Annotated in this window: 24 protein-coding genes; 20 read left to right on the top strand and 4 right to left on the bottom strand. The window is 66.6% G+C overall.

Features of this window, described 5'->3' with window-relative positions:
* Positions 1–3: 3 nt before the first annotated feature.
* The 5 genes from ACOGXE_RS01140 to ACOGXE_RS01120 are packed head-to-tail and all read left to right on the top strand — an operon-like array spanning position 4 to position 6,792.
* Positions 4–948 carry an ABC transporter permease gene (locus ACOGXE_RS01140; RefSeq protein WP_419864947.1) on the top strand — a complete coding sequence of 315 codons (945 nt, stop codon included), beginning with the start codon at positions 4–6 and terminating at the stop codon, positions 946–948.
* Positions 945–3,029: a dipeptide/oligopeptide/nickel ABC transporter permease/ATP-binding protein gene (locus tag ACOGXE_RS01135; RefSeq protein WP_419932126.1), complete on the top strand. Its 2,085-nt coding sequence runs from the start codon at positions 945–947 to the stop codon at positions 3,027–3,029. The genes ACOGXE_RS01140 and ACOGXE_RS01135 overlap by 4 nt, the downstream gene beginning before the upstream one ends.
* Positions 3,026–4,102: an ABC transporter ATP-binding protein gene (locus tag ACOGXE_RS01130; protein WP_419932125.1), complete on the top strand. Its 1,077-nt coding sequence runs from the start codon at positions 3,026–3,028 to the stop codon at positions 4,100–4,102. The genes ACOGXE_RS01135 and ACOGXE_RS01130 overlap by 4 nt, the downstream gene beginning before the upstream one ends.
* A complete protein-coding gene (locus ACOGXE_RS01125; protein ID WP_419932124.1) occupies positions 4,095–5,468 on the top strand; it encodes an arylsulfatase in 1,374 nt (457 codons plus the stop codon). Before ACOGXE_RS01130 ends, ACOGXE_RS01125 begins: the two co-directional genes overlap by 8 nt.
* Positions 5,469–5,487: 19 nt before the next feature.
* Entirely contained in the window at positions 5,488–6,792 is a 1,305-nt protein-coding gene (locus ACOGXE_RS01120) for a CaiB/BaiF CoA transferase family protein (protein WP_419932123.1), read from the top strand.
* A 46-nt stretch (positions 6,793–6,838) separates the two neighbouring features.
* Here ACOGXE_RS01120 and ACOGXE_RS01115 read toward each other — a convergent pair whose 3' ends face one another.
* Positions 6,839–7,234 carry a nuclear transport factor 2 family protein gene (locus ACOGXE_RS01115; RefSeq protein ID WP_419932122.1) on the bottom strand — a complete coding sequence of 132 codons (396 nt, stop codon included), beginning with the start codon at positions 7,232–7,234 and terminating at the stop codon, positions 6,839–6,841.
* Positions 7,235–7,316: 82 nt separating this feature from the next.
* On the opposite strand from ACOGXE_RS01115, the gene ACOGXE_RS01110 reads away from it, so the two are divergent.
* Positions 7,317–7,706 carry a RidA family protein gene (locus ACOGXE_RS01110; protein ID WP_419932121.1) on the top strand — a complete coding sequence of 130 codons (390 nt, stop codon included), beginning with the start codon at positions 7,317–7,319 and terminating at the stop codon, positions 7,704–7,706.
* 7 nt (positions 7,707–7,713) lie between these two features.
* Here ACOGXE_RS01110 and ACOGXE_RS01105 read toward each other — a convergent pair whose 3' ends face one another.
* Positions 7,714–8,346 (bottom strand): GNAT family N-acetyltransferase, encoded by a 633-nt coding sequence (locus tag ACOGXE_RS01105; RefSeq protein WP_419932120.1) that lies wholly within the window; start codon positions 8,344–8,346, stop codon positions 7,714–7,716.
* Between the two features lie 157 nt (positions 8,347–8,503).
* On the opposite strand from ACOGXE_RS01105, the gene ACOGXE_RS01100 reads away from it, so the two are divergent.
* From ACOGXE_RS01100 to ACOGXE_RS01085, 4 genes are all read left to right on the top strand, one after another.
* Positions 8,504–9,391 carry a phytanoyl-CoA dioxygenase family protein gene (locus tag ACOGXE_RS01100; RefSeq protein WP_419932119.1) on the top strand — a complete coding sequence of 296 codons (888 nt, stop codon included), beginning with the start codon at positions 8,504–8,506 and terminating at the stop codon, positions 9,389–9,391.
* A gap of 122 nt (positions 9,392–9,513) precedes the next feature.
* Entirely contained in the window at positions 9,514–9,933 is a 420-nt protein-coding gene (locus ACOGXE_RS01095; protein WP_419932118.1) for a nitroreductase family deazaflavin-dependent oxidoreductase, read from the top strand.
* Between the two features lie 99 nt (positions 9,934–10,032).
* The gene (locus ACOGXE_RS01090; protein WP_419933458.1) at positions 10,033–11,223 is read left to right on the top strand and encodes an aminomethyltransferase family protein; all 1,191 of its coding nucleotides are present in this window, start codon (positions 10,033–10,035) and stop codon (positions 11,221–11,223) included.
* Positions 11,216–11,980, top strand: a complete 765-nt coding sequence (locus ACOGXE_RS01085) for a class I SAM-dependent methyltransferase (RefSeq protein ID WP_419932117.1) — start codon at positions 11,216–11,218, stop codon at positions 11,978–11,980. The genes ACOGXE_RS01090 and ACOGXE_RS01085 overlap by 8 nt, the downstream gene beginning before the upstream one ends.
* Positions 11,981–12,009: 29 nt before the next feature.
* Here ACOGXE_RS01085 and ACOGXE_RS01080 read toward each other — a convergent pair whose 3' ends face one another.
* Complete coding sequence (locus ACOGXE_RS01080; protein ID WP_419932116.1) at positions 12,010–12,840, bottom strand: HNH endonuclease; 831 nt, start codon at positions 12,838–12,840, stop codon at positions 12,010–12,012.
* A 256-nt stretch (positions 12,841–13,096) separates the two neighbouring features.
* On the opposite strand from ACOGXE_RS01080, the gene ACOGXE_RS01075 reads away from it, so the two are divergent.
* From ACOGXE_RS01075 to ACOGXE_RS01065, 3 genes are all read left to right on the top strand, one after another.
* A complete protein-coding gene (locus tag ACOGXE_RS01075) occupies positions 13,097–13,609 on the top strand; it encodes an adenine phosphoribosyltransferase (protein ID WP_419932115.1) in 513 nt (170 codons plus the stop codon).
* Positions 13,610–13,714: 105 nt separating this feature from the next.
* Positions 13,715–14,152: a PPOX class F420-dependent oxidoreductase gene (locus tag ACOGXE_RS01070; protein WP_419932114.1), complete on the top strand. Its 438-nt coding sequence runs from the start codon at positions 13,715–13,717 to the stop codon at positions 14,150–14,152.
* Positions 14,153–14,159: 7 nt separating this feature from the next.
* Positions 14,160–15,164, top strand: a complete 1,005-nt coding sequence (locus tag ACOGXE_RS01065; RefSeq protein WP_419932113.1) for an LLM class flavin-dependent oxidoreductase — start codon at positions 14,160–14,162, stop codon at positions 15,162–15,164.
* Between the two features lie 24 nt (positions 15,165–15,188).
* On the opposite strand, the gene ACOGXE_RS01060 is transcribed toward ACOGXE_RS01065, so the two are convergent.
* Positions 15,189–17,492, bottom strand: coding sequence for a CotH kinase family protein (locus tag ACOGXE_RS01060; protein ID WP_419932112.1), 2,304 nt, complete (start codon positions 17,490–17,492; stop codon positions 15,189–15,191).
* A gap of 203 nt (positions 17,493–17,695) precedes the next feature.
* Here ACOGXE_RS01060 and ACOGXE_RS01055 point away from each other — a divergent pair, with 203 nt between their 5' ends.
* From ACOGXE_RS01055 to ACOGXE_RS01025, 7 genes are all read left to right on the top strand, one after another.
* Complete coding sequence (locus ACOGXE_RS01055) at positions 17,696–18,550, top strand: MBL fold metallo-hydrolase (protein WP_419932111.1); 855 nt, start codon at positions 17,696–17,698, stop codon at positions 18,548–18,550.
* Between the two features lie 82 nt (positions 18,551–18,632).
* Entirely contained in the window at positions 18,633–20,915 is a 2,283-nt protein-coding gene (locus ACOGXE_RS01050) for an arylsulfatase (RefSeq protein WP_419932110.1), read from the top strand.
* Positions 20,916–20,926: 11 nt separating this feature from the next.
* Positions 20,927–21,472: a hypothetical protein gene (locus ACOGXE_RS01045; protein WP_419932109.1), complete on the top strand. Its 546-nt coding sequence runs from the start codon at positions 20,927–20,929 to the stop codon at positions 21,470–21,472.
* Positions 21,469–22,377, top strand: coding sequence for a haloalkane dehalogenase (locus ACOGXE_RS01040; RefSeq protein ID WP_419932108.1), 909 nt, complete (start codon positions 21,469–21,471; stop codon positions 22,375–22,377). The genes ACOGXE_RS01045 and ACOGXE_RS01040 overlap by 4 nt, the downstream gene beginning before the upstream one ends.
* Before the next feature lie 49 nt (positions 22,378–22,426).
* Entirely contained in the window at positions 22,427–23,875 is a 1,449-nt protein-coding gene (locus ACOGXE_RS01035) for a N,N-dimethylformamidase beta subunit family domain-containing protein (protein WP_419932107.1), read from the top strand.
* 5 nt (positions 23,876–23,880) lie between these two features.
* Positions 23,881–25,269, top strand: a complete 1,389-nt coding sequence (locus ACOGXE_RS01030; protein WP_419932106.1) for a carotenoid oxygenase family protein — start codon at positions 23,881–23,883, stop codon at positions 25,267–25,269.
* A gap of 70 nt (positions 25,270–25,339) precedes the next feature.
* A complete protein-coding gene (locus ACOGXE_RS01025; RefSeq protein WP_419932105.1) occupies positions 25,340–26,569 on the top strand; it encodes a hypothetical protein in 1,230 nt (409 codons plus the stop codon).
* Positions 26,570–26,573 lie beyond the last annotated feature (4 nt).

Below are 26,573 nucleotides of genomic sequence, written 5' to 3'. Positions count from 1 at the left end.
TAGGTGTTTCGACTGCTGGTCAGCCGGATCCTCGCGGCGATCCCGCTGATGCTGATGGTGGCCACGCTGGTCTTCTTCCTGGCCCAGCTCAATCCGGTCGATCCGGCGGCCACGATCATGGGCGACGACGCCGACCTGGAGTCGCTCGCCCAAAAGCGCGCCGAACTTGGCATCGACCGTCCGCTGATGGTGCAGTACTGGGACTGGCTCAACAGCGCCGTGGTCGGCGACCTCGGCACCAACTGGTTCAACGGCGAGAAGATCACCACCGAGCTGCGCGACCGCATCCCGGTGACGTTGTCGATGGTGTTCGGATCCCTGATCGTGGCGCTGGCCATCGGCAGTGCGTTCGGTGTGCTGGCTGCGCTCAAGGCCGGGAGATGGCCTGATCGCACCATCACGGTCGCGTCATCGCTGGGGCTCGCCGTGCCGAATTTCTGGATCGGCCTGGTGCTCGCGTACTACGTCGGGGTGAAGCTGCAGTGGCTGCCGGCCATCTGGCCCACGACCCGGCCGGAGACATTCTTCGCATGGGTCGAAGCGTTGATCCTGCCGTGCGTGGCGCTGGGCATCTCCGCATCTGCGGCGATTGCCCGCCAGGCCCGCTCGTCGATGATCGGCGTGCTCCAGCGTGACTACGTGCGCACAGCGCTGGCCAAGGGGCTCCCTGTGCGGCGGGTGGTGTCACGTCATGCCATTCGCAATGCGGCGATCCCGGTCGTGACGCTGGCGGGCTTCCAGACATCGGCGCTGATCGGCGGCTCGATCTTCGTGGAGTTCGTCTTCAACGTGCCGGGTCTCGGCAGATTCGGTGTCGACGCCATACTGCGCCAGAACATGCCGGCCCTGCTCGGGTTCGTGATGGTGACCGCGGCGGTGGTGGTGGTCGTCAACATCGTGCTGGATCTCAGCTACGCCTGGCTGAACCCGAAGGTGAGGCCGGAATGAGCGACACCCTGGCGGGACTGGGCGGCACTGCCGATTCGGGTGACGTCACCGGACAGTCGCCCGTGGCCCAGGAGTCGGGAACGCAAGCCACCCGCAGCCGATTCTGGTCTCGCCTGCTGCGCAACAAGGTGGCGATGGCAGGGGCCCTCTACCTCGTCGTCGTGGTGATCGCAGCGATTTTCGCCCCGTTGCTCACGTCTCACGACGAGATCCTTGCGACCCGATTCCAAGACATCTTGTTCAGCCCCGGCGAGGCCGGCTACCTGCTCGGCACCGACCACGTCGGGCGGGACATCCTGACCCGCATCTTCTTCGGGGCGCGCTATGCCCTGATCGCCGGTGTCGAAGCGGTGCTGGTGGCGCTGGTCATCGGCGTGCCGCTCGGGCTGGCCATCGGCTACTTCCGCGGCTGGGCCGACCGCATCGCCATGCGGTTCGTGGAGATCGTCGTGGCCGTGCCTGCGGTTGTGATGGCGATGGCGATCATCACCGGGCTGGGCACGGGGCTCACCAACGCCATGCTGGCGATCGGCCTCGTGTTCTCGATGATCATCACTCGGCTGGTGCGGGCGGAGGTCTTCGCTGCCCGTGAGGAGTTCTACGTCGACGGTGCGCGCGCTGCCGGCGCAGGCGACCGGAGAGTGATGTGGCGTCACATCCTCCCCAACGTCGCGCCGCCGCTCATCGTGCAAACCACCTTGCTGTTCGCTCAAGCGGTCTTGGCCGAGGCGGCCCTCAGCTTCCTGGGGATCGGTGCCGACGCCACCCAGGCGAGCTGGGGACGCATGCTGCGCGATGCGGAGATCAGCATCGATCGCACGATCTGGCCGGCCATCCCGCCGGGCATCGCCATTTTCCTCACGGTGGTGGCCTTCAACGTCTTCGGCGACGGGCTGCGCGACGCCTTCGCCCGCGAGGCCCGTGGCGGGCGAGTGGGCGTCGGCGACGTCATTCCCAAGGAGCGCAGCGCTGCCGCCCCGCCCCGACCGCCGGAGGACACCGACGACCCCCTGCTCAGCCTGCGAGGGCTGGACATCGTCTTCCCCAAGCCGGGCGAAGGCACCGACATGACCGTCGTGCGCAACGTGAACCTCGACATCGGCCGGGGCGAAGTGATGGCGCTGGTGGGCGAGTCGGGCTCGGGCAAGACCATCACCGGGCTGTCGCTGATGGGCCTGGTGCCCGACCCCGGACAAGCCAGTGCCGAGTCGATCATGCTCGACGGCCGCGAGCTGGTTCGCATGGACTTCGACGACCTGCGTCACATCCGGGGCCGCGAGATCGGAATCATCTTCCAGGAGCCCTCAGCCGCGCTGAACCCCGCATACACGGTCGGCCGGCAGGTGGCCGAGCCGTTGCGGGTGCATCTCGACATGACCCGGAAACAGGCCCGCGAGCGAGTCATCGAGCTGTTCGCCGAGGTCGGCATTCCCGACCCGCACAAGCGCATCGACGCCTACCCGCACCAGTTCTCGGGCGGCATGGCGCAGCGGGTGATGATCGCCATGGCCCTGTCGTGCGAGCCGAAGCTGCTCATCGCAGACGAGCCCACCACGGCGCTCGACGTCACCGTGCAGGGCCAGATGCTCGACCTCATCGGCGATCTCGCACGCAGCCGGGGTGTCTCGGTGCTGCTGATCACCCATGATCTCGGCGTGGTGGCCGACCTGGCCGACCGGGTGGCCGTGATGTACGCCGGCGAGATCGTGGAGACCGGCCGTCTCGCCGATGTCTTCGCTACGCCTCGGCATCCCTACACCGAGGGGCTGATCGCGGCGATTCCTCGCAATGAGCCCAGGGTCGGCGACCTGCCGACGATCCCGGGTGTGGTGCCCCCACCGTGGGAATGGCCGGACCGCTGCCACTTCGCCGACCGCTGTCCCTACGAGGCGATCGAATGCCGCCGGGGCCCTGTTGAGCTGCGGCCCTTGGGCGCATCGCTCACCCGCTGCGAACGCAGCCACGATCTCGAGCTGCAGGGCGTCCAGCGATCCGCTGTCGTGGGCATCGCCGGGTGGGAGCAGTCGGCCGCTGCGACGTTGCCCGGCCGGCCGGCCAGCGAGGGGGGCGAGCCGACGTGAGCGAGTCGCTCCTCGACATCGACGATCTGACGATCGTGTTCCCGGGAGGGCGCGGTGCCTTGCCGTGGCAACGCCTGCCTGACGTGCGGGCGGTTCAGCACGTGTCGTTGAAGATCGACGCCGGCGACACGCTCGGGCTGGTAGGGGAATCGGGATCGGGCAAGACCACGCTCGGCCGCGCCGTGCTTCGCTTCCTGCGGCCGCAGAGCGGCTCGATCCGGCTCGGCGACTTCGATGTCACCGGCTTCGGCCGGCGCGTGCCCACCGCGTACCGCAAGACCGTGCAGGTGGTGTTTCAAGACCCAGTCGGGTCGCTGAACCCCTCGATGGTGGTGGGCGCGATCATTGCCGAGCCCCTGCGCATTCATTTCGACATGGACTCGCGCGCTGCGCGAGAGCGGGCCGGCGAACTGCTCACCCAGGTCGGTCTACAACGCCATCACCTCGACCGGTATCCCCATGAATTCTCGGGCGGCCAGCGTCAGCGGATCGCCGTCGCCCGCGCCTTGGCAACCGAGCCGGACCTGCTGGTGCTCGACGAGCCGGTTTCGGCACTCGACGTGTCCACCCAGAGCCAGGTCATCAACCTGCTGGAACGGCTGCAGCGCGAGACCGGCGCGGCGTACCTGTTCATTGCGCACGATCTGGCGGTGGTGCGTCACACGTGTCACCGCATTGCGGTCATGTATCACAGCCGGATCGTCGAGCTGGGTGAATCCGATGACATCTGCGAGCGGCCGGCGCACCCGTACACCGAGCTGCTGCTGGCCTCGATTCCCGACCCAGACCCTGCCGTGCAGCACGTCAAGTCGCAGCGCCGGCGTGAACTGGCCCAGGGCGTGGCCGGCGCCAGCGGCAGGGCGCCGGCCGACAGCTGCCCATTCGCCGAACGGTGCCCGCACGCCATGGACGTGTGCCGGGAATCGTTCCCCGAACCCGTGCCGACCGCCACGGGCGGGACTGTGTGGTGCCACCTGCACACGACCGGACCCAAGCTCGGCGGCCGTCCCGTGAGCGAGTTGGCAGCCGATGCGCTGGTCGCTGAAGCGCCGGCGTCTGCAGCCGATGGCTGAGCAATCCGGCGCCGCTTCCCGCCGCCCGAACATCCTGTTCGTGTTCGTCGACAATCTCGGATACGGCGAGCTGGGCTGCTACGGCGGGGGAGCGGTGCGCGGTGTTCCGACACCCAACATCGACGAGCTGGCCGCGGAGGGAATGCGCCTCACCAACATGAACATGGAGGCGCAGTGCACGCCGTCCCGCTCCGCGGTGATGACCGGCCGCCTCCCGATCCGTTCAGGCACGGTCCGGATCCCGCTGCCTGGCCAGCCCAGCGGATTGACGCGCTGGGAGGTCACCCTGGCAGAGCTCGTGTCCTCGGTGGGCTACCGCTGCGCGCACTTCGGGAAATGGCATCTCGGCGACGGGCCCGGTCGCCAACCCCACGAACGGGGTTTCGACGAGTGGTGGGGCCTCGCTGAAACGCATGACTCTTCGCTGTGGTCGACCGCTGCCGGCTACGACCCCGAGATCGTCCCGCCAGAACGGCTCCTCGAGGGACGGAGGGGTGAGGCTTCCGTGACGGTGGCCGACTACGACGCCGCTGCGCGTGCCCTGTTCGACGCTGAGGCCTTCGATCGGGGCGAGAGCTTCATGCGGCGATGTGCTGCCGAGGGACAGCCATTCTTCCTGTACCTGCCGCTGGCGTTCCCGCACTTCCCGACGCTGCCGCACCCTGACTACGCCGGTGTCACTGGGCTCGGTGACTTTGCGGACGCCTTCCGGGAGACCGACGACCGCGTTGGCCGCTTTGTGGAGGTGCTCGACGAGCTGGGCATCGCAGGCGACACCCTGGTGATCTTCACGAGCGACAACGGCGCGGAAGACGTTCTTCCGTGGCGGGGCTGGACCGGCCCGTGGGGCGGTTCGTACTTCACCGCGATGGAGGGAAGCCTGCGGGTGCCCTTCATCGCGCGCTGGCCGGGCAGGATCCCGGCGGGAGCCATGACCAACGAGCTGGCGCACGCCACCGACATCTTCACCACTCTGGCGACTGCGGCCGGGGCCGACCTGCCCGCCGACCGGCCCATCGACGGCATCGACCTGATGCCGTTGCTGGACGGCACGTCAGACAGATCGGGACGCGAGTCGGTGCTGTGCTTCGTAGCCGACCGGCTGCACGCGGTGAAGTGGCGCAACTGGAAGCTGCACTTCATCTGGCAGGAATTCATGGGCGATCCGCCCGTCGAATTGAGCATCCCGAGGGCGTTCAACCTCTACGACGATCCCCGCGAGCGTCACGATGTGTTCCTGCCGTCGAACACTTGGGTCCAGCGGCCGGTGATGGCCGCGGTCGCTGAGTTCTGGGACAGCGTTGCTGTGCATCCATTGATCCCGGTGGGAACGCCTGACCCGTACGAGCCCCCGGCCGCTTGCTGACGAGTGGAGCCTGCAGCCGATGAACGCGCCCGCCGAGCCCGAAGCGAGCGACGCTGGTGGCGGGATCTTGGCCGGGATCAGAGTGGTGGAGTTCGCCCAGAATGCTGCGATCCCGCATTGCGGCCGATTGCTGGCGGGCATGGGTGCCGAGGTCGTCAAGGTCGAGCCGCCCGGCGGCGATGCCATGCGTTCGCTTGCGTCGCTCGCTCCGATGGAGGCGAAGGCGTACGCCCTCATCAATCCAGGCAAACGGGCGATAGTGCTCGACCTGCAGCATCCCGATTCAGCTGCGGTCGTCGACCGGCTCTTCGCTTGGGCGGACGTGGCGCTGGTGGCCTTGAAGCCGGGCGACCTCAAGCGGTACGGCATCGAATTCGAGCACGCCGCAGCGGTCAACCCGCGGCTCGTCTACTTGGCGCATACCGCGTTCGGGCCGGAGGGCTCCGACGCCCACCTCGGCGGGTATGACGTGCTGGTACAGGCCCGCAGCGGCGCCGGATTCATCATGAATCGGGCTGAGCACGGCGTGCCGTCGGCGACCCGACCCGCAGTGAACGACTTCGGCACCGGCATGGTCTCGGCGCTGGGCGTGGTGGCCGCGCTGCGCCACCGCGACCTGACCGGCACGGGTCAGCGGGTCGACAGCTCGTTGCTGGGCACGGCGATGTCGCTGGCCACGCCGATGATCGGCGACTTCGAGAGCGATGCCGAGGTGCTGGCCGAGCTGAAGCAGGATCTGGCGGCAGCCCGGACCGCCGGTGTGGATTTCGTCGACCAGCGGCGCATCTACGAAGACCGGATCATTCCCGGCGCGGGCACGTTCCGGATCTACTTCCGCACCTACATGACGGCAGACGGGATGATCACCGTGGCGGGCCTGAGCCCGGCGCTGCGGGACAAGTTTCACGAGGTGACCGGCTTGCCGAGAGTCGACCTTCGCCGGCCTGATACGGATGAACTCACAGACCTCGTTGACGCTGCCGAGGCGCTGTTCCGGACTCGCACCACCGCTGAGTGGCTGGCCGCGCTGCGCGGCGTCGAGTTCCCGTGCGGGCCGTACCACATGCCGTATGAGGCGCTGGAAGACGAGCAAGTCCGCGCCAACGACTACGCGGTGGACATCGAGCACCCGGCCTTCGGGCGCTACACCACCTCGGGCATGCCGCTGCGTTTCAGCGAGGCCGCGAGTCCGACGCTCGGGGCGTCGCCGCAATATGGGGAGCACACGCGCGAGGTGCTCGCCGAGATCGGCATCGACCAGTCTGAGATCGACCGCTTGGTCACCGAGTCTGTGGTTGCCGACGAGCCACCGCCGACCGGCTGATCCCGCCCGTCGCGACGCTGCCCTTCGCGGATTCGGCGGTCGTCAATCAGACCGCCGGTCCGAGGCCGTCGATCTTCCAGAAGGTGCGCTTGGCGGCGATTCGGCCGTCTCGCAGCGGGTACAGGTCCACCGCGTGCGAGCGGAACTTCTCACCCCGTGAATCGGTGCCCGACACGACGAACGTCTGCACGATCAGATCGTCGCCGGCCATGCGCTCGTCGACGTCTTCATAGGTGACGCCGCTCCACTCGAGCTTGCGTCGGCGGAACTCCTCGGCCATGGCCGCGGGACCTCGGAGCACACTGCCAGCCGGCTCATCTGGAGACGCTCCGGCGTGCAGCTCCCACACAAAGTCCTCGGTGACTGTTCTCGCCAGGCCCTCCGCATCACAGCGGAACATGGCCCGCTTGAAGTCTGCGAAGAATGCCGGCAGCTCGTCCATGGGACGATCCTGCCACGATGCGCCACCGCCAGCACTGGTGTGAGCTGCAGCTCGCATTCGGCGCCACGGTTAGTCTCCGGCCATGGTCGGCAAGGTCATTCGTTCAGAAGCGCTCATCGAGGCACACCCGGTTCCGGAGCTGATCCGGAGCGGGGCCTTCGCCCCGGCGGTCAGGGCGGGGCCGTCGATCTATGTCTCGGGCTGCATCGCCAACGATCTCAGCAAATCCATGGGCGGTCAGACCGAGGAGATCTTCGACTACATACAGCTGGCGCTCGCCGAAGAGGGCTTTTCGATGGCCGATGTGGTGAAGCTGCAGGCGTTCATCACCGATATCGATCAGTACGGCGAGTACAGCGCAGCCCGCAAGAAGTACTTCCCCCACGAGCCGCCGGCGAGCACCACCGTGATTGCCGGGATCATCATTCCTGGGGCGCTTATCGAGATCGAAGCGGTCGCCTACAAGGAATAGACGCCGCTCATCTGAGGTCGAGCGCCATGCGCTGTTCCATCGGCACGCCGTTGCTGTGGGGGATCGGCGCGACGGTCTGCGCCAGCACGTCGAACCCGAACGCCTCGTAGAACTTGACGGCGGGATTGTCCGACAGCACGTCGAGGTGGACGACCCGGTATCCCTCGTCGGTGGCCCGCTCGATGGCGTCCTTCATCAGTGCGGCGCCGATGCCTTGGCCGTGCAGATCTGGTCGGACGGACAGGGCGTGGATGTAGTAGGCGCTGGCCGGGATGACGACATTGAGGTAGCTGGCCAGATACGTACGCCGACCGAGCTCGGCGAGATCATCGGCTGTCGCGATCCCGTCCTCGATGATCGGCGGCCACAGCGGGCGCAGTGTCTTCTTGCGGCGCTCGAACTCCGGGCCGGCGAACCCGATCTCGATGCCCAGCACGTCGTCGCCGTCCAGAGCGAGGGTGGTCTCGTCATACCCGAACAGCGTCCCAGCGGCCAGCCACGAGTCGCCCACCAACCTGTCGAACACTGGGCGGGAGCCGAACTGGTAGTCATAGGAAGCCGGCCCGGTGTTGTGCGCCAGCTCGACCACCTCGTCGGTGAACTGCGCCGCCCGGTCTCGATCCACAGTGACGATCTCCATCGGCTGCCTCCACAGGTCGGGTTGGTACTTCGGTCTTGCACGCTATTCCCTGTGCGATCACGGCATCCGAGGTGCTGCACGGGATCGTCGCGGCCCCTCGCGGGAGCAGTAGTTTCTGGGGAAACGGCCACTCTGTGCTTGTCGGGAGAAGATTGCCGTGAGCTTGACCGCCACCCGCCAGCTTCGGAGGATTCCTGCTTCAGCGGGGCTTGAGCCGATTCTTGAGGCGATGCGCGATGACGGTGGGGTCATCGTCGAGGGCATGTTCGGCGCGGAAACGATTGCCCAGATGCGGGAGGCGGCCGACGACTACGCCCGCGGTGTCGAGCCCGGCGGGGCCACGCAGGGGCTCGGCGACGACGGCAAGCTCTTCGTCGGGTCGAACACGATCCGCTTCTCGAGCCTGGCCAGGCTGACGCCCGCATTCTTCGACGTTCTCGACAACGAGCTCTACGCCCAAATCGCCGATGCGGTGCTGCTGCCGATCTGCGGCTCGTACTGGCTGAACACCGCGCAGGTGATGTACATCGGGCCAGGCGAGCCCGCCCAGTTTCTGCACCGCGATGCCAACAACTGGTGGGCATTCGTGAAGGCGACATGGCCCGATTCGCCCGAGGTCACGGTCAGCGCCATGATCGGCTTGGAAGATGTGACCGAGGAGCTGGGCGCTACCCGGGTGGTGCCTGGCAGCCATCGGCTGTCGGAGCTCAACCGGTACGAAGAGCGGGAGTCGGTTCCGGCCGAGCTGGGGCCTGGCGATGCGCTGGTGTATTCGGGCTACGTGCTGCACGGTGGCGGCGCCAACCAGACCGAAGACCGGTGGCGCCGGGCCTTCCACGTGAGCTTCGTTGCCGGGTGGCTGACGCCTGAAGAGGCCAGCCCGATGGACTTCAGCCTGGGCGAGCTCTCCGGCCAGAGCGAGCGCGTGCAACGGCTGCTCGGGCACGCCTCCTACGATCCCCGCCCGTACAACGGCGGCGGGCTGTGGCTGCGCCATGTCCGCGAGATGCAAGACGTCATCGGCTCGAACGGGGGCGGGGTCTGATCCCTTCGGCGCAGTCGACAGCCCGGACCAATCGCTGCACGCAGCGCTAGCTTCCTCATGGCCGCGATGCGGCAGCCACCACCCGACGAGCCTTGAGCTCGCTCGACACACGGGAGCACCCGATGGATTTTCTGGAAATGAACGCAGGCGTGATCAAGGAATTCCGCGAGAACGGGGGCAACTGCAGCGGCTGGCTCAAAGGGGCGCCGATGATCCTCGTGACCATGACCGGCGCCAAGTCCGGCAGGGAACTGTGCTCACCGCTCGTCTACTCCACTGACGGCGACGACATCGTGGTCATCGCCTCCAAGGGCGGTGCCCCAGAGAATCCGCAGTGGTACTACAACCTCGTCGCCAATCCCGCCGTCACGGTTGAAGTCGGCACCGATACGTGGGAGGCCATGGCGGTGCTCACCGAAGGTGACGAGCGCAAGCGGCTGTTCGATGCTCAGGCTGCTCTGATGCCGCAGTTCGCCGAGTACGAAAAGAGCGCAACCGAGCACGGCCGCGAGATCCCGGTCTTCCGCCTCGTCCGCAACTAGTCCACGATTGCGGAAGGGCCGCCGGCCCCGACGTTCACGGACGGCGCAGCGCTGTCCCTTGTCTGACCGCACGCCGTCGCGCATGCTGTTCCAGTGAAGATGCCACCGCTGAGGTACGTGGCGAAAGCGCTGTCCACCGAGGGCGTTCCCCCGAGCGAGTTGGGCATGTCCATGGCTCCGCACCCGCTGATGTACCAGGAACTGGCACACGATCCCGAATACCAGATCTACAACGGTCGTTTGACACCTGTGCGGTTCGCCGATGTCTCAGCCACCGAGATGTACTGGAAGGTGCGCCGGGAGGTGATTTTGCGGCACACCGGCGAGCTGCCCATCGAGCTTGCAGGCCCCGATGCCGAGCGCCTGGCGAACCGGGTGTTTCCCAGAAATGTGTCCAAGCTGCGCGTCGGACGGTGTGCGTACCAATTCGCCTGCTACCACGACGGCGGCATGATCAACGACGGGGTCATGCTGCGCCTTGCCCGCGATCGATTCTGGATGGCGCAGGCGAACGGCGACCTCTACAGCTGGTACCGGGCCCACGCTGCCAATCTCGATGTGGAGGTGCGCGATCCCGATGTCTGGGTGAGCCAGGTGCAGGGGCCTCGTTCGCTCGAAGTGCTCGCCGCCGTCGTCGACGGCGAGCCGCCTGAGCCGTTCCGCTACTTCGACTTAGCGGAGGTCTCGATCGCCGGCCAGCCGGTGGTGATCACCCGATCGGGCTTCACCAATGAGCTGGGCTGGGAGTTCTACCTCACCTCCGACATCGACCGTGAAGCGGTCGGCGATCGCATTCTCGACGTCGGCCAAGCCTTCGGCATGATCGTCACCTCGGCGCAGGTGTTCAGAGCACGCCGCATCGAGGCCGGTCTGCTCAATGCCGGCTCTGACTTCGACCCGACCGTCAACCCGTTCGAAGCCGGTCTCGGACGCTTCGTGGATCTCGACAAGCCTGACTTCGTGGGCAAGGCGGCGTTGGTAGCTGCCGATCGGGCGTGCCGCACCTGGGGCTTGCAGACGCAGGGTGACATAGCGCAGCTCGGCCGCACGCTCAGCCGCAACGGCGAGCCGGTCGGCAGGGTGTGCTCAACCGCCTGGTCGCCGTACCTCCAATGCGGCGTCGCTATCGCGCGCATGGACGACTCGGCTGACGGCCCCGGCACCCGACTCGACGTGGAGTCTCACGACGGCGCCATGCTGCACGGCGAGCTGTGCACGCTGCCGATGTACGACCCCGAACGCCTCATCCCACGAGGCCTCCTCGTCGACATCCCCGACCGCTGTGACTGATCGCCATCAGGCGTTCAACGAGCTTGCGGGCGCCTACAGCCGGGCTCGGCCTGGGTATCCCGAATCGCTGTGGGCTGCTTTGCGAGCGAGGCTCGACGGCCGTGCTGTGCCCCAGCTGGCTGTCGATGTCGGCTCGGGCACGGGCATCGCCACGCGGCAACTCGCGCTGATCTTGCCTGAATGGCGCATCGTCGGGGTCGAACCCGGGGAGGCGATGCGAGCGCAGGCTGTGAGCGACAGTCGCGGTGCCGCCGTCGACTTCCGTGTCGGCACCGCAGAGGACTTGCCCATTGAGGAAGCATCAACGGGTCTCGTGATCGCCGCGCAGGCATTGCATTGGTTCGATCACCCTCGCTTCTACGCAGAGGCACAGCGCGCGCTGGCTCCGGCTGGACTGATCGCGATCATCCAGAACGATCGTGCGTTGGACGAGCTCCCTCTCTTCGAGGACTACGAGTCGTTCCTCGAAGAGCACAGTCCGGGCTACACCCGCGACTACCGCAAATTCGACATCGCCTCGGAGCTCTCCGAGGCGGGTTTCGGCGATGTGTCGAGCACGACAGCGGAATGGACGCGGCCCCAGACCCATAAGGAGTTCATCGAGCTAGCCCGGTCTTCCTCCAAGATGCACGCCGCTGTCGAGCAGCTCGGCGAGGAGGAGACGACGCAACGGCTGCGAGCGCTGCTCGAGCATCACCACCCCTCAGGCCAGTTGGAGATCCCCTACATCTCCACACTTTTCACCGCCCAGCGCTGACTGGGTCCCCGTCGTTCGCCGATGCCGACTCAGCTGGTTTGCACGAACTCCTCGTACCGCTCTTCCAGCAGTTCAGGATTCGGCCTCCGCGCCCGACGGCGAGGCACTTGGATCCGTTGAAGATGCAAGCCCTGTAGAGCGTGTTTCAGCGTTGGGCCGTCTTCCTCGGTGAGGACATCGGCTCGTACCTCGATTTCGTAGGTGGGCCGGATCGCCATGACTCGGTTGTCGAATGCCGCGTGGTGGATCTTGCACATGGCGATGCCATTTGGGACGACCGGTTCTCCCCCCTTGGCGTCACTGCGAATGTGGGCTGCGTCGAGCAGTTCGCGATGACGCAGCCGGCAGAGGGCGCATTGGCCTTCGTAGGCGGTGAGCACCTGCTGGCGAAACACCGGTTGGTGCAAGCGCTCACGGACGACTCGCTCCGCATACGCGCGCCGTAGATCGATCACGTGTTCATCGTCCGTACGGTCCCAGGTGTCTCGCTGCTGCTCGTCAAGTGCAACCACGAATTGATGATTGGCGGGCTCTTCACCGACCAACCAAACCGGAACCACCGGTAGGTACAACCCCGATGCAATTCCCTGAAACCAGATAAGCGGAAGGTTGGCTCGCATCGCGCGCCGAAGCGCGATGTTGTCCGAATGGCTTGGGTTCGTGCCCATCCACTTGTAGCGGAGGTAGCCATCGGGACCTGTCTCATCGGCGTACGGCCGTCGCTCGGGACTACTTGAGAAGACCGTCAGAATGCTGAGCGCCGCATCCAGTTGCTTTGGTTTGCGAATCCCGCGGTACGGGTTCATGAGAGAAATCCGCTGTCCGTCGATCTCGAACGCAGCGACATCGTCGCGGCGCACGGGACCGCCAGTGCGATCCTGGACGGTGCGCAGGAATGCGAGCGCGCTTGATCTCACTCGTTCGTCGAACTCGGCGCTAACTGCCACTGGATTCCAATACAGACATTCGTGCCGAATGTAGTTCTGGCGATCTATGTGCTTACGAGTTGTCGAGCGACGACCTAGTTCTGGCAGTTGCTATGCGAACTGCAAGCGTGTCCACTGCTGAACAAGACTCCAGGTCAATGGAGTCATCGACAGCGACTAGGGGCGGGCTGTGTGGCGGGGGCTGATTCGGGATGTGCCGGGATTTCCGCAGGCTGGGATCGTGTTCAAGGACATCACGCCGTTGCTGGGGGACCCTGTCGGCTTGGCAGCATGCGTCGACGAGTTGGTGGCACCGTTCGAGCACGAGGGCGTCGAGCTTGTTGCGGCACCTGAGGCTCGGGGCTTTGTGATCGGCGGGATGGCAGCAGATCGGCTGGGCGCCGGGTTTGTACCGCTGCGCAAGCCGGGCAAGCTGCCACGCTCCGCGCTGGGCGCCGACTACGAGCTGGAGTACGGCGTTGAGCGTCTCGAGATGCACACCGACGCCGTCGCCGATCGGAAACGGGTGCTGATTGTCGACGATGTGTTGGCCACTGGCGGTACCGCTGCCGCGTCTGCGCGGCTCGTTACGCTGGGCGGCAGCGAGCTTGTCGGTTTCTCGTTCATCGTCGAGCTCGCGTTCCTCCACGGGCGCCGCCTGCTCGGCGATGCACGCGTCGAGTCAGCGCTCCTCGTCGACTAGCGAGGTCCGCCCCGCAAGACACGAGTCACCATGCAGGCGGTGCCCCGACGCTTGCGTTTACGGTGAACGCTTGCACACCGACCTGCTTGCGAAGCGAGGGAACTCATGACGACACCGACTCCGAAGGCCATGACCGCAGAGGCGCAGGAACTGGTGCGCCGGCCAAATTTCGCGCACCTCGCAACCGTGCGCGCAGACGGCTCGCCCAAGCTCGACCCGATCTGGATCGACCTCGTCGACTCCACGACGGTGATCATGGCCACCGGTCGGACATCGCTGAAAACGCAGAACATCCTGCGCGACCCCCGTGTCGCCATCTCGATCGTTGACATGGACAATCCCTACGAGGAAATGCAGCTGCGAGGCGTCGCCGAAGTCGAGCCCGACCCCGACATGGCCGCTATGGACGCCATCAGCCACAAGTACACGTCCAAGCCGTTCCCGATGCGAGACAACCTTGAGAACCGGGTGGTGCTGCGGGTGACGGTGACGCAGAGTCGCTACTCGAACCTGCCCTTCGAGCACACCCCGCCGCAGGAGTGACCGCCGTATGAAACTGGGCACGTCCATTCGGTTCCTGTACCCAACGGGTCCTCACACGTACCCGCAGTTCAAGGAGATCTTCGACTCGCTCCCGCCGGGGGCCTTCTTCGAGCGGCCCATGGGTGCCGAGGACACAGGCCAACAGGCCCGCAACGTTCTCGAGCTGGCGGCCACCGCCCGCCAAGCGGGCCTCAACGGGTTTCTGACCGGCGATCAGCACGCGCTGCCGGCCAGCTACGCCAACACGTTCTCGCCGATGCCGACGCTCGGGCGGATCATGGCGGTCACCGGCGACATGCCGATTGGCGTCGTCCTCCTGGCGCCGTTCTACGAACCGGTCATGCTGGCCGAGCAGCTCGGCACGCTCGCTGCCTTCGCCGAAGCGCCATTGATCGTGGTGCTGGTGAACGGCGGCAACCCCGAGCCGTTCAGGGCGTACGGGTTCTCGATGGCGTCACGGGCCCGGCGCACCGAGGAGCTCGCTGCGGTGCTGCGCCCCCTGCTCGACGGCGAATCGGTCAGCTTCGAGGGGCGGTACCTGCAACTCGACAGCGTCAGCATCAGCCCGCTGCCCCGCGTGCCCGTCGAGATCTGGATCGGCGGCACAGTGCCCGCTGTTGCAGAACGGGCGGGCCGGCTCGCCGATGGGTGGCTGTCGGGTCAGAACACGCCCGACGATCTCAGCGTCGAGCAGTTGCAGCTCTACGAGGACACGGCGGCCGCACACGACCGACCGGCACGAGCTGTGCTGCGGCGCGACATCTTGGTGGCCGACACCAGCCAGGCTGCCCACGCAGAAGTCGACCAGGTGCTCGCCGAGGGCTACCGGGGGACCGGCAAGGGAGATCTCATCGTGGGCTCGGCGGCCGAGGTCACCGAACGTCTCGCCCACTTCGCCAGCTTGGGCTTCGGAGAGGTCATGGTTCGCCACATCTCCGGAGACCACGCCAAGATCCTGCGTTCCATCGAACTCATCGGCGAACAGGTCATCGGGGCCATCGCCGACTACTAGCGGGCTTGCGGAAGCGCCGTCGCATTAGCGCTGGTTGGCGGCGCCTGGGGTGGGGGTGTCGACCGTTTCGAATCGGCCGGTGACATCGGGCACTCGGGCGTAGCTCTCATCTGCGCCGGACTGTCCTTCGTCCCAGTCGACGCTGGCGACCAGCGTGCCGTCCAGCAGCCAGATGCCCAGTTCCTCGTCGCTGCCGAGCGCGAAACCGGGCCAAGCCTCCTTGTCGAGGCTGAATTGCAGGTACTCGCCCGGCCCGATGACCGTGCCGGCCGGGAACGGCACTCGCTTTCCGGCATCGGTGAGATCGTCGGCCATCTCGAAGCCATCAAGCGCTATCGGCACTAGCGAAGCGTTGTGCAGCTCGAACCAGTCGAGCGGGTCGCCCTTGGCAGCCACCTCATTGATGACCAAGCCGACATCAAGCGGCGCATCTGAGGTGCCGGCGCCCTGCGCGCCTGCATCGGCGTCGCCGGTCGCTGGCAGGGACCACCCGTAGGCGCCCCGGAAGTCACCTGCGATGGCCGCGCCGGGAGTCGTCCCACCGCTCGACAGCTCAAGCGCACCCTCAGTGAAGGGCGAGAAGCTGTCCGGCGACGACGCTCCTGGCGGGATCGACCAGATTCCTCCGGCGATGGCATCCACGCCGATGACCAGCGTCTTCCCCGCCGTGAGCTCGCGGGGGTCGACGACAAGCGACATTCCATTGACCGAACCGTCGGGTTCGAGCCCAGCGACGACGATGGAAGCGGGCACCTCGACGTTCGGAAGCAGCACACGCTCTTCGGGGTTGGCGTTACCGGCAAAGATCCCGATGCGTTCGATCAATTCGGGGGTGCCGTCCAACAACAGACTGTGGACCGTTCCTTGCCCGAGCGGATTGGGACTCGAGCTACTGCCCCACGTCGTCTCGAAGCTGATCTCGAGGGTTCCTGACCCAGCAGGGGACGGCGCAGACACGTCAGGTTGGGGCCAGTCAGGTGGCTCCGGCGAGAGGTCCGCCAATATCTCGGCCTTGCGCTTCGAGATGAACGTCCGCAGTCGCTCGGTGTCCTGCTCGGCAGCGCTGGCCTCGGCCGGCAGGGCGTGCTGCTGCACGATGGCGGCCATCTCTTCGACCGCCGCAAGCAACTCAGTCTCGTGCCAGACGTCGTCCAGCATCTGCTTCAGCCGGGCGACGTAGGAGGCCCGCCAGTCAGGGTGGTTGTACAGGCGGTTGGGAATGGCGGTCAGCGCCAGCACCGACGGCGGCGGGTCGGAGATGTTGTCGAAGGGGTTCGGGTCATCGGAGAGGTGGAACGTGCCGTCTGTGCCCCATGGCAAGAACACGAACCGGCCGCCGGGCACCCGGTAGAACCAGTAGTTGTTCCGGTCACCGGCGTACCCGTCCCAGTGGCCCACCAGCACCTCTGTCGCCCAGAACGACAGGAAGCGGTCGAGGTCCACGACTTCGCCCAGCGCTTTCAGGCCGGCGTCGGAAGGATCCGCCACGGCCGCTACTACGGCGTCGATGTCGGACCAGTCGTCGGCGTCCTCGTTGGTCTTCTTCTCGATCGTGCCGCGGAACTCCGGCGTGAAGTCGCTGACCGTGCCTTCGTACAGGTTGCCGTCCGCGCTCCCGAAGTGGTGCGACAGGAACGGCGCCTTGAACTCCTCCACGTGCACGTAGAGCCCGAGATCGGTGCCGTTCACCGACACCGTGGCGAAGTTGCAGCGCGGTGCCGGGTTGCCGGCCGCAGCGAACACCCGGTACGACAGACAGGTGTTGAGCATCGAGGGGTCCTGAACGCTGTTGTTCAGCGTCATCCGGTTCATGCCGCCCGGAAGGGACTGGTCGTCGACGTACTTGTCGAAGCGCAGCTTGAGCGACGGCTTGGTGGAGCTCTGGGAGCCGACGAATCCCTTCTTGCGCACGCCAACGTCGGCGTGCGTGTCGCCGTCAACTGTCACGGTGGCGCCGAACCAGGTGTAGATGCTGGCAAAGGGCCGCGACAGGCCGTACTCCTCGATCTCCGCGAACACGTCTGCGAGGGTGCGGGTCTGATTGCGCAGGACATCCCAGTCCTCCACGGCGATCTCGATGCTGATGTCGAGCACGCGGTCGAGGTCGAAGTAGACGGCGCGTGGGTCGGCCTCGACGTCGTCGTGGGCTGCCTCGGCATCGTCTTGGGATGCTGTCGGGGGAGCGGTGGTGGGAGCTGCAGTGTCGGGGACGGACGTCGCGGTCGGGGATGCGCCATCGTCGGTCGCACCCGTGCAGCCGGCAGCGATCAGCGACGCCGCCACGAGCGCTGCGGCCAAGCGGCGCTGGAGCCGGCACGGTGCTTGCATTCGTCCACCTTCCCAAACTCGATGAGACGTCAGCGGACCATATCGACAGGCTCGTCCGGCGATGCCCAATCAGGAATGCCATACCGGGAATGCCACGTGAGGCATGGGTGAAAGGTATTGGCAGTAATACTGGCAGAAGAATGCTAGAGTGCCGCTGGCTCGTCGAGGCTCGGCCGAGACTGCAAGGCACCCTGGGGAACGTCATGGACATCGTGCTGACCGGGACCGGCTCGCCTCTGCCCGACGCCAACCGTGCGGGACCATCCACGCTGGTCAAGGCAGGCGACACCCACATCCTCGTCGACGCCGGCCGCGGCACGGTGATGCGCATGGCCGGCGGCGGTTCGCTGCCGGTCTTCCTGAGCGCTGTGCTGATCACTCATCTCCACAGCGACCACGTGTGTGCGCTCAACGACGTGATCACGACCCACTGGGTGATGAGCCAGGGCAATGCAACGCTGAGTGTCTACGGCCCGCCGGGCACAGCGCGGTTCGTCGAACGGCAGCTCGGTGCGCTGGAGGCCGACATCGGCTACCGGATCGCCCACCACGACGTACTGGTCAACGAGCCGCAGGTCGCGGTGGCCGAGCTGGAAGCGGGCGATGTGTTCGACATCAACGACGTTCACGTCAGCACGGCGGCAACTGACCATGCGCCGGTGCGACCGACGCTGGGGTACCGCCTCGAACACGAGGGAGCGGTGGCCGCCATCGTCGGGGACACGGTCCCGTGCGACGGCGTGGACCAGTTGGCGGCAGGCGCCGATGCCTATGTCCAGACGGTCATCAGGAGCGACCTCGTCAGGCTGACCCCCAACGAGATGTTCCAGGACATCCTCGACTACCACTCCGACGTCGAGCAGGCAGCCCAGACGGCGGCTCGCGCCGGCGCCAAGCGGCTGGTGCTGACCCACATGGTGCCGGCACCCACTCCCGAGCAATACCCGGAGTGGATCGAGCTGGCCGCAGCGCACTTCGACGGCGAAGTGATCATCGGCGATGACCTCACGACGGTCACGCTGCCAGAGGCTGAGCCGTCAGGCGAAGCCGTGGCCTGAGCGGCCCGTGAGCCCGTATTGAATCGAAACTGGGAACAAGAGCGGGAAACAAATGGGCGGCACGACGAATACCGGAGCATCGATGACACATCCGATCCAGCCCACCCCGTTCGAGGGCCGCATCGGCCGCACGCTGGCCGAGTCTGAGCCGCATTTCGCCTCGTCGCCGCATCCGGGCCCCGAGGCACCGAACGTCGTGATCGTGCTGCTCGACGACACCGGCTTTGCCCAATTCGGCTGCTACGGCTCCGACATCGACACACCCCACGTGGACGCGCTCGCCGCAGGCGGTCTGCAGTTCACCAACTTCCACGTCACCCCGCTGTGCTCGCCGACCCGGGCATCGCTGCTGACGGGACGGTCCCAGCACGCGGTCGGCATGCGCTCGGTGTCGAACCATCGCACCGGCTTCCCGCACCAGCTCGGCCACATCACCAACCACGCAGCAACCGTGGCTGAAGTGCTCGGCTCGCAGGGCTACGCCACGTTCTGCTGCGGGAAGTGGCATCTGGCGCCGACCGAGGACATCTCCGCTGCCGGGCCGTTCGACCAGTGGCCGCTGGGCCGAGGCTTCGACCGGTTCTACGGGTTCCTTGAAGGCGAGACCGACCAATTCCATCCGGAGCTGGTGGTCGACAACCACCACATCGACCCGCCCGGCGGGCCCGATGAGGGCTACCACCTCAGCGACGACCTGGTGGGTCAGCTGCTGCGCATGATCAACGACAGCAAGGGCGTGCGACCCGACCGGCCGTTCTTCGCCTACCTGCCATTCGGGGCAACGCACGCTCCGCACCAGGCGCCGCAGGCATACCTCGACAAGTACCGGGGACGCTTCGACGAGGGCTGGGACGTGATGCGCCAGCGCTGGTACGAGCGTCAGCTCGCGCAGGGCGTCATACCGGAAGGCACGCAGCTCGCGCCACGCAACCCTGGCGTGAAGCCGTGGACTGAGCTGCCGGACAGTCACCGTCGCTTCGCCTGCCGCCTGCAGGAAGCCTTCGCCGCATTCCTCGACCACACCGACGACCAGATCGGCCGCCTTGTCGACGGCCTGCGCCAGATGGGCCAGCTCGACAACACGATCCTGATCGTGCTGGCCGACAACGGCGCCTCCCAAGAGGGCGGACCGTTCGGGGTCATGCACGAGATGAAGTACTTCAACGGCATCGTTGACGACCCCGACGACGTCATGGAACGCCTCGACGACATCGGCGGTCCCAACTCGCACACCAACTACCCGTGGGGCTGGGCCCAGTGCGGCAACAGCCCCTTCAAGTGGTACAAGCAGAACACCCACGAGGGCGGGGTGCATGTTCCCCTGGTCATGCACTGGCCCGCTGGCATCGCTGCCGCCCAGCAGGGCACTCGCCGCGACCAGTTCGTGAACGTGTCCGACGTGGCGCCCACGGTCTACGAGCTCGTGGGCATCACGCCGCCCGAAGTGTTCCGTGGCTACTCGCAGCTGCCGGTGACCGGGAGTTCTTTCGCCTCGGTGCTCGCCGACGAAGGCGCCCCGGCCACGAACACGCTCCAGTACTTCGAGCAATCAGGCTCCCGCGCCCTCGTGGTCGAGCAGGACGGCGTGTGCTGGAAGGCGGTGACGCGGCACATCAAGGGGGAATCCTTCGACGACGACCGCTGGGAGCTGTACGAGCTGTCAGCGGACCGGTCCGAGTGCAACGATCTCGCCGAGACCCATCCCGGCAAGCTGGACGAGCTGATCGGGTTGTGGTGGTCCGAAGCCGAGCGTCACGGCGTGCTCCCGCTAGACGACCGCATGATCGAGCTCTTCGTCGCCCGTCCCGACGATCACTCGCCCCATCCGACGAACCGGCGCTACCGCTACCGCCCGCCGATGTCGCCGATTCCCTCGGCGGCCTCGGCGTCGCCGTCAGGCCGGTCGTGGGAGCTCACGGCGCAGGTGAGCCGCGGTGCTGATGACGCCGGTGTCCTGTGGGCGACCGGCAATGCCAACTCGGGCATGTCGGTGTTCGTGCAGAACGGACGCCTGGTGGCGGACTACAACTCATTCGGCGAGCACACGGTGGTCGAGTCCGAGCTGGAGGTACCAGCAGGCGACTGCGTCCTGGCGGCGCGAGTGCGGCGCACGAGTCGCACCGAGGGCGTCATTGAGCTGGAGATCGACGGCGAGCCCTGCGGGAGCGCAGAGCTTCCCTACATGATGCGCATCATCTCCTCGATCGGCTCCAGCGTCGGCCTCGACCACGGCCAGGCAGTGTCGCCGCGGTACGAGGCGCCCTTCGCCTTCAGCGGCGCCCTGCATGCTGTCGAGATCGACCGCAGCGGCGCGTCGCGAGCCGACGCCGAGACGGCAGCCCGCGCCGAGATGGCCCGCCAGTAGGAGATACGGCGATGACGTTGACTGCCGACTCGATTCCCGTCGCGTACACCCCGGCGGGGGGTTGGACGCAGTGGCCGCCAGCGATCCTGGCGGGCTGCACCCAGCCCCTGTGCGACGGCGCGCCCGACATGCGGGGCTTCTGGCAGACCGCCGAGGTGTACGTGGACGGCACTGCGCAGCCCGGCCATCCTGCCATCGGGCATGTGCAGCGCATCGAGCAGGCCGCCGATCGGGTAGTGGTGACCGGCGCCGGCATCATCCACGACATGCGCTGCGACGGCACGCTGCGCAATGGCGTGCACGATGTCGCGGAGTTCGACAAGTCGACCGAGATCCACGTTGTCGCTGCTTTTGAGGACAGCGTTCACGTGCTGCGCCCTCACGGTCTCGAGGGATCGTCGGGGCCGATAGAGGTACGCCGCTGGCGTGACGGCGAGCACCTCATGTGGGACTACCTGGGATTCACCGCGCGCCTGCGCCTGCTTGCACCGCCTGACGCCGACCCGGCCAGCGTTCTGTCGCAACTCGACCAACACCAAGAGGAGAAATCACGATGAAGACCTTTCGCACGCCCGACGAGCGCTTCGCCGATCTGCCCGGATACGGCTTCGAACCGCACTACACCGAGATTCCCGACGGCGAGGGCGGTTCGTTGCGCGTCCACTACCTCGACGAGGGGCCGGCCGACGCCGATCCTGTGCTGCTGCTGCACGGCGAGCCGTCGTGGGCGTACCTGTACCGGCACATGATCCGCCCGATTGCCGACGCTGGTCACCGGGTGATCGTTCCGGATCAGGTCGGCTTCGGCCGCAGCGACAAGCCCGCCGAGCAGTCCGACTACAGCTACGCCCGTCACGTGACGTGGATGTCCAGCTTGGTGTTCGACGCCTTGGACCTGCGCAACATCACCTTCTTCGGCCAGGACTGGGGTGGGTTGATCGGCTTGCGTCTCGTGACGGCGCAACCCGACCGGTTCGCCCGGGTAGCGGTCGCCAATACGGGCCTGCCCACCGGGGATCGCCGACCCAGCGACGCCTTCATGAACTGGCAGACGTTTGCTCGGGAATCGCCGGTGTTCCCGATCGGCGACATTGTGAACGGCGGCTGCCTCACCGATCTCGACCCTGAGGTGGTGGCCGCGTACGACGCGCCGTTCCCGGACGATTCCTACAAGGCAGGCGCACGCGCCTGGCCGTCGCATGTCTGCACCTCACCGGACGATCCCGAGGCCCAGCCGAACAGGGAGGCATGGGGAGTGCTGCAGCAGTTCGACAAGCCCTTCCTGTGCTGCTTCAGCGACCAGGATCCGGTGACTGCCGGCGCCGACAAGCCGTTCCGGAACCTGGTGCCCGGTGCAGCGGGCCAGGCGCACGTCACCATCGAAGGCGCAGCCCATTTCCTGCAGGAAGACAAGGGCCCCGAGCTGGCCCAGGTGCTGGTCGACTTCATCGACGCCAACTGAGCGCACCTGCACCCCGCCGGCACGGGGACGAGCCAACTACGGTCGCCGCATGATCGCGGGATACTGCTGGCCGCAGAGCGGCGCCGCTGGGGACACCGTCGACCTGATGATCAGTGCCACCGTTGGCTCCTGCCGGGTGGAGGTGCTGCGGATCGGTGCGTCCGAGCGGCTTGCCGGAACTTGGGAAATCGCCGTCGGCGAGCAGCCGGTTCCCGACGACTGCGCCACCGAAGGATGCGGGTGGGATCTGTCGCTGTCGATCGACATCGACCCTGCCTGGCAGCCCGGCTTCTACCTCGTCCGGCTGACGGCCAGCGACGGCGAGGTTGCCGAAGCCTTCTTCGTGGTGCGCGCCGCCGAACCCGCCGAGACGCTGCTCGTGCTGTCCACCTCGACGTGGGCGGCGTACAACGACTGGGGCGGACCCAGCTTCTACACCGGCGGGCACGAGTCATCCCAGCATCGACCGCTGCCACGCGGCTTCCTGGACAAGCCCGATCCGCATCGCTACCGGGTAGCCCGCTTCCCGCAGCTGCCTCGACCTGAGGTCAACGAGTACTTCGACACCTACTCGTACTGGTCGGGTGCCGCGGGATGGGCAAACTGGGAACGGCTCTTCGTGAGCTGGGCTGAGCGCAACGGCGTGGCGCTCGACTACGCGACCAGCCTCGACCTGCACTCCCGCCCGGACCTGCTGGACGGTCGACGCCTCTACATCAGCGTCGGCCATGACGAGTACTGGTCAGAGGCCATGCGCGACCAGGTCGAGGAGTGGATCGAGGCGGGCGGCGCGGCAGCCTTCTTCTCGGGCAACACGGCGTTCTGGCAGGTCCGTTTCGGCGCCGACGATCGGGTGATCGGCTACAAGCTGGACTTCGAACTCGATCCGGTGATGGGAACCGACGCTGAGCACACCGTGTCCACCATGTGGAGCGACCCGCTCACCGGCCGTCCCGAGTCCGAGATGACCGGGGTCACCTTCACCCGCGGCGGCTACGCGCACTGCCGCAGGGCGCCCAAGGGATCCGGCGGTTACTCCATCTGGCAACCGGATCACTGGGCCTTCGACGGCCTGCGGCTGATGGCAGGCGATGTGCTGGGCGGCGAGCCGGTCGTGGTGGGCTACGAGTGCGACGGCTGCGAGCTGGCCCTGGTGGACGGCCTGCCGGTGGCGGTCGGATCAGCGGGCACGCCGGCGAACTTCGAGGTGCTCGGCACAGCGTCGGCGCGCCTGTGGGAGACCGCCGATGCGCCGCCCGGGATGCCCGACACCTACGTCGGTGAGCTCAACTGGGTGACTGAGCGCCTTGGCGGCGGTGACACCCCGGAGAACCGGGCACGCTTCGAGCACGGCGCAGCGGTGATGGGATGGTTCGAGCGGGGCCGCGGCGAGGTCTTCACCACCGGCTGCACCGACTGGGCCTACGGCCTCGAGCACGACGATGTGGCCACCGTGACCCGCAACGTCATCGGTCGCCACGTCGATCTGCGACAGTAGGCGCCATGACTGAGACTGCTGAAGCAGAGTCCACCAACCCGTACCTCGAAGGCAACTTCGCACGGGTCAGCAGCGAGGTGACGGCATTCGACCTCGAGGTCATCGGGGAGATTCCCGAATCGCTCGATGGCCGGTACCTGCGAAACGGCGGCAATCCGATCGTGCCCCCGGACCCCGCCAGCAGTCATTGGTTCATGGGCACGGGCATGGTGCACGGGGTGCGGCTGCGAGACGGCCGAGCCGAGTGGTACCGCAACCGGTGGGTCCGCGGCGACGACGTCACCGAGCTGCTCGGCGAGCCCAAGGTTCCCGGACCCACCCGACAGCTCGACTTCTCGCCGAACACCAGCGTCATCGGATACGCAGGCACCACCTGGGCGCTCGTAGAGGGTGGTGTGCTCCCGACAGAGCTCGACTACGAGCTCGCGACCAAGTGTCGCAACGACTTCTCCGGCACGCTGCCGAACGGCTTCACTGCGCATCCCAAGTTCGACCCGGCCGACGGTCAGATGCACGCAATCTGTTACGCGTGGCAGGACCTGTTCGATCACGTCGAGTACGTCGTGGTGGACACCGGCGGCCGCGTGGCCAAGACGGTGAAGGTTCCGTTGCCGGGCATGACGATGATCCACGACATGGCGCTGACGGAGAACTACGCGGTGATCTACGACTTGCCCGTCACTGTCGACTTGGAGATCGCGCTCAGCGGGGAATCGTCGTTCCCGTTCCGCTGGGATCCCGACTACGGCGCCCGGGTGGGGTTGTTGCCCCGTGAGGGCACGGCGGACGAGATCGTGTGGTGCGATGTCGGGCTCTGCTACGTGTTCCACTCGCTGAACGCCTACGAAGACGGCGACGGGCGTGTGGTGCTCGACCTGTGTCGCTACGACAAGATGTTCGAGCGCGACAAGCTGGGGCCGGCCGGCGATTCCCAGCCGACGCTGGACCGCTGGACCATCGATCCCGCCACCCGCCGTGTCAGCGAGGAGCGCGTGGATGATCGCTTTCACGAGTTCCCGCAGGTCAGCGCCGACTGCGTCGGCCGGGACTACCGCTACGGCTACACGGTGAGCGTCGGAGACGGCCTGATTCCGGGAGCCAGCTGCAAGATCGACTACTCCACCGGCGACATCGCCTACCACGACCATGGCCCGGGCAGGGGTACCGGCGAAGGGATCTTCATCGCTGATCCCGAAGGCTCCGCCGAGGACGACGGCTGGCTGATGTCGTTCGTCTATGACGAGGCGAAGCACGGCAGCGAGCTGGTGATCCTCGACGCCCGCGATCTCAGCCGCCCGCCCGTGGCTCAGGTGCCGCTGCCCCAGCGCGTGCCCTACGGCTTCCACGGCAACTGGGTGCCCGACACAGCGGTCGCCCCACCCACCGAGAGCTGATCGCCTGCCTCAGCCCAGCGTTGTCCGAAGAACAGCTGGATTACGGTAACTCCGGCGATCGGGAGGGAACATGGTCGACGCCGCCACACTGCCCGCGAAGGTGACGCCTACCGTGAAGGCGGCTGACGTCGCCTACATCAGGTTCTCGGCGCCGGACCTCGACGCCATGGAGAGCTTCGTCATCGACTTCGGCCTGGTTGTTGCGCACCGCGACGACGATGTGCTGATCTCCCGGGGCCTCGAGCCGACGCCATTCCTTCATGTCGTGCACCGTGGCCCGGCCAAGTTCATCGGCTGGGCATTCGAGGTGGACAGCGAGGACGACTTGGCGTCGCTGGCCGCGTCGGTGCCGGGCTGCTCGCCGGTTCACGACATCGGCGGTGTCGAAGGCCAGCTCGGCGGCGGCAAGCGTGTCCATTTCGTCGAGCCGATCACCGGGTTCGTGCTCGAAGCGGTGCACGGCCAGCAGGCCGAACCGCTCCCGTCACGGCGCCGCCGGCACACCTACAACCACGCTGGAGTGGATGAACGATTGGGCGTCGAGCAGGACGTCAGCGGCAATCGATACCCGATCAAGAAGGATCCCGGCCCGCCCGAGGTGTACCGGCTCGGTCACGTGGTGGCTGCCGTGCCGCCTGGCGCGCACCAGGCCTTCATGCGGTTCCTCGAAGGCACCTTCGGCATGCTCGTCAGCGATGCAGCCCGGATGATCATCCCGCCGGGGGCCGAGGAGCACTTCCCGCCGCCGCTCGTTGAGCTCATCACCTCGACAGGCTCTGATGTGATGTTTCAGTTCATGCGCATGGACCGGGGCGCTGCTGAGACCGATCACCACAGCATGCTGGTGCTGCCGCTCATGGACGGGACTTCCGAGGCGCAGTTCAGCCACGCGGCGTTTGAGGTGTTCAGCATGGACGACGTCTTCCGTGGTCACATGCACTTCCGGGAACGGGCGGCCGATGGCGCGCCCTATGCATTGGCGTGGGGCATCGGACGTCACGTCTACGGCTCGCAGATCTACGACTACTGGCATGACCCGTTCGGCCACGTTCATGAGCACATGTGCGACGGCGACCGGGTGGATGCCAGCTATGGGCCGAACACGATCGACATGACCGATCCGGGGCAGCTGGGCGACAACGGCGGGAACCAATGGGGCCCGACTGTCGAGGAATCCGGCGTTCACAACCTCAATGGCCCCCACTGCGACCCGAGGTTCGCCGGACGGCCTGAAGAGGTCCGTGCATCGCTGCTGTCGAGGGACCTCAGCGAGTTGCAGCACGTCCTCGACTCGATCTGAGCCG

Source organism: Candidatus Poriferisodalis sp. (genome assembly GCF_965208555.1).
GTDB lineage: Bacteria > Actinomycetota > Acidimicrobiia > Acidimicrobiales > Poriferisodalaceae > Poriferisodalis.
The sequence above is the reverse complement of the archived record's forward strand: the minus strand, read 5'-3'. Positions and strand labels throughout refer to the sequence as shown.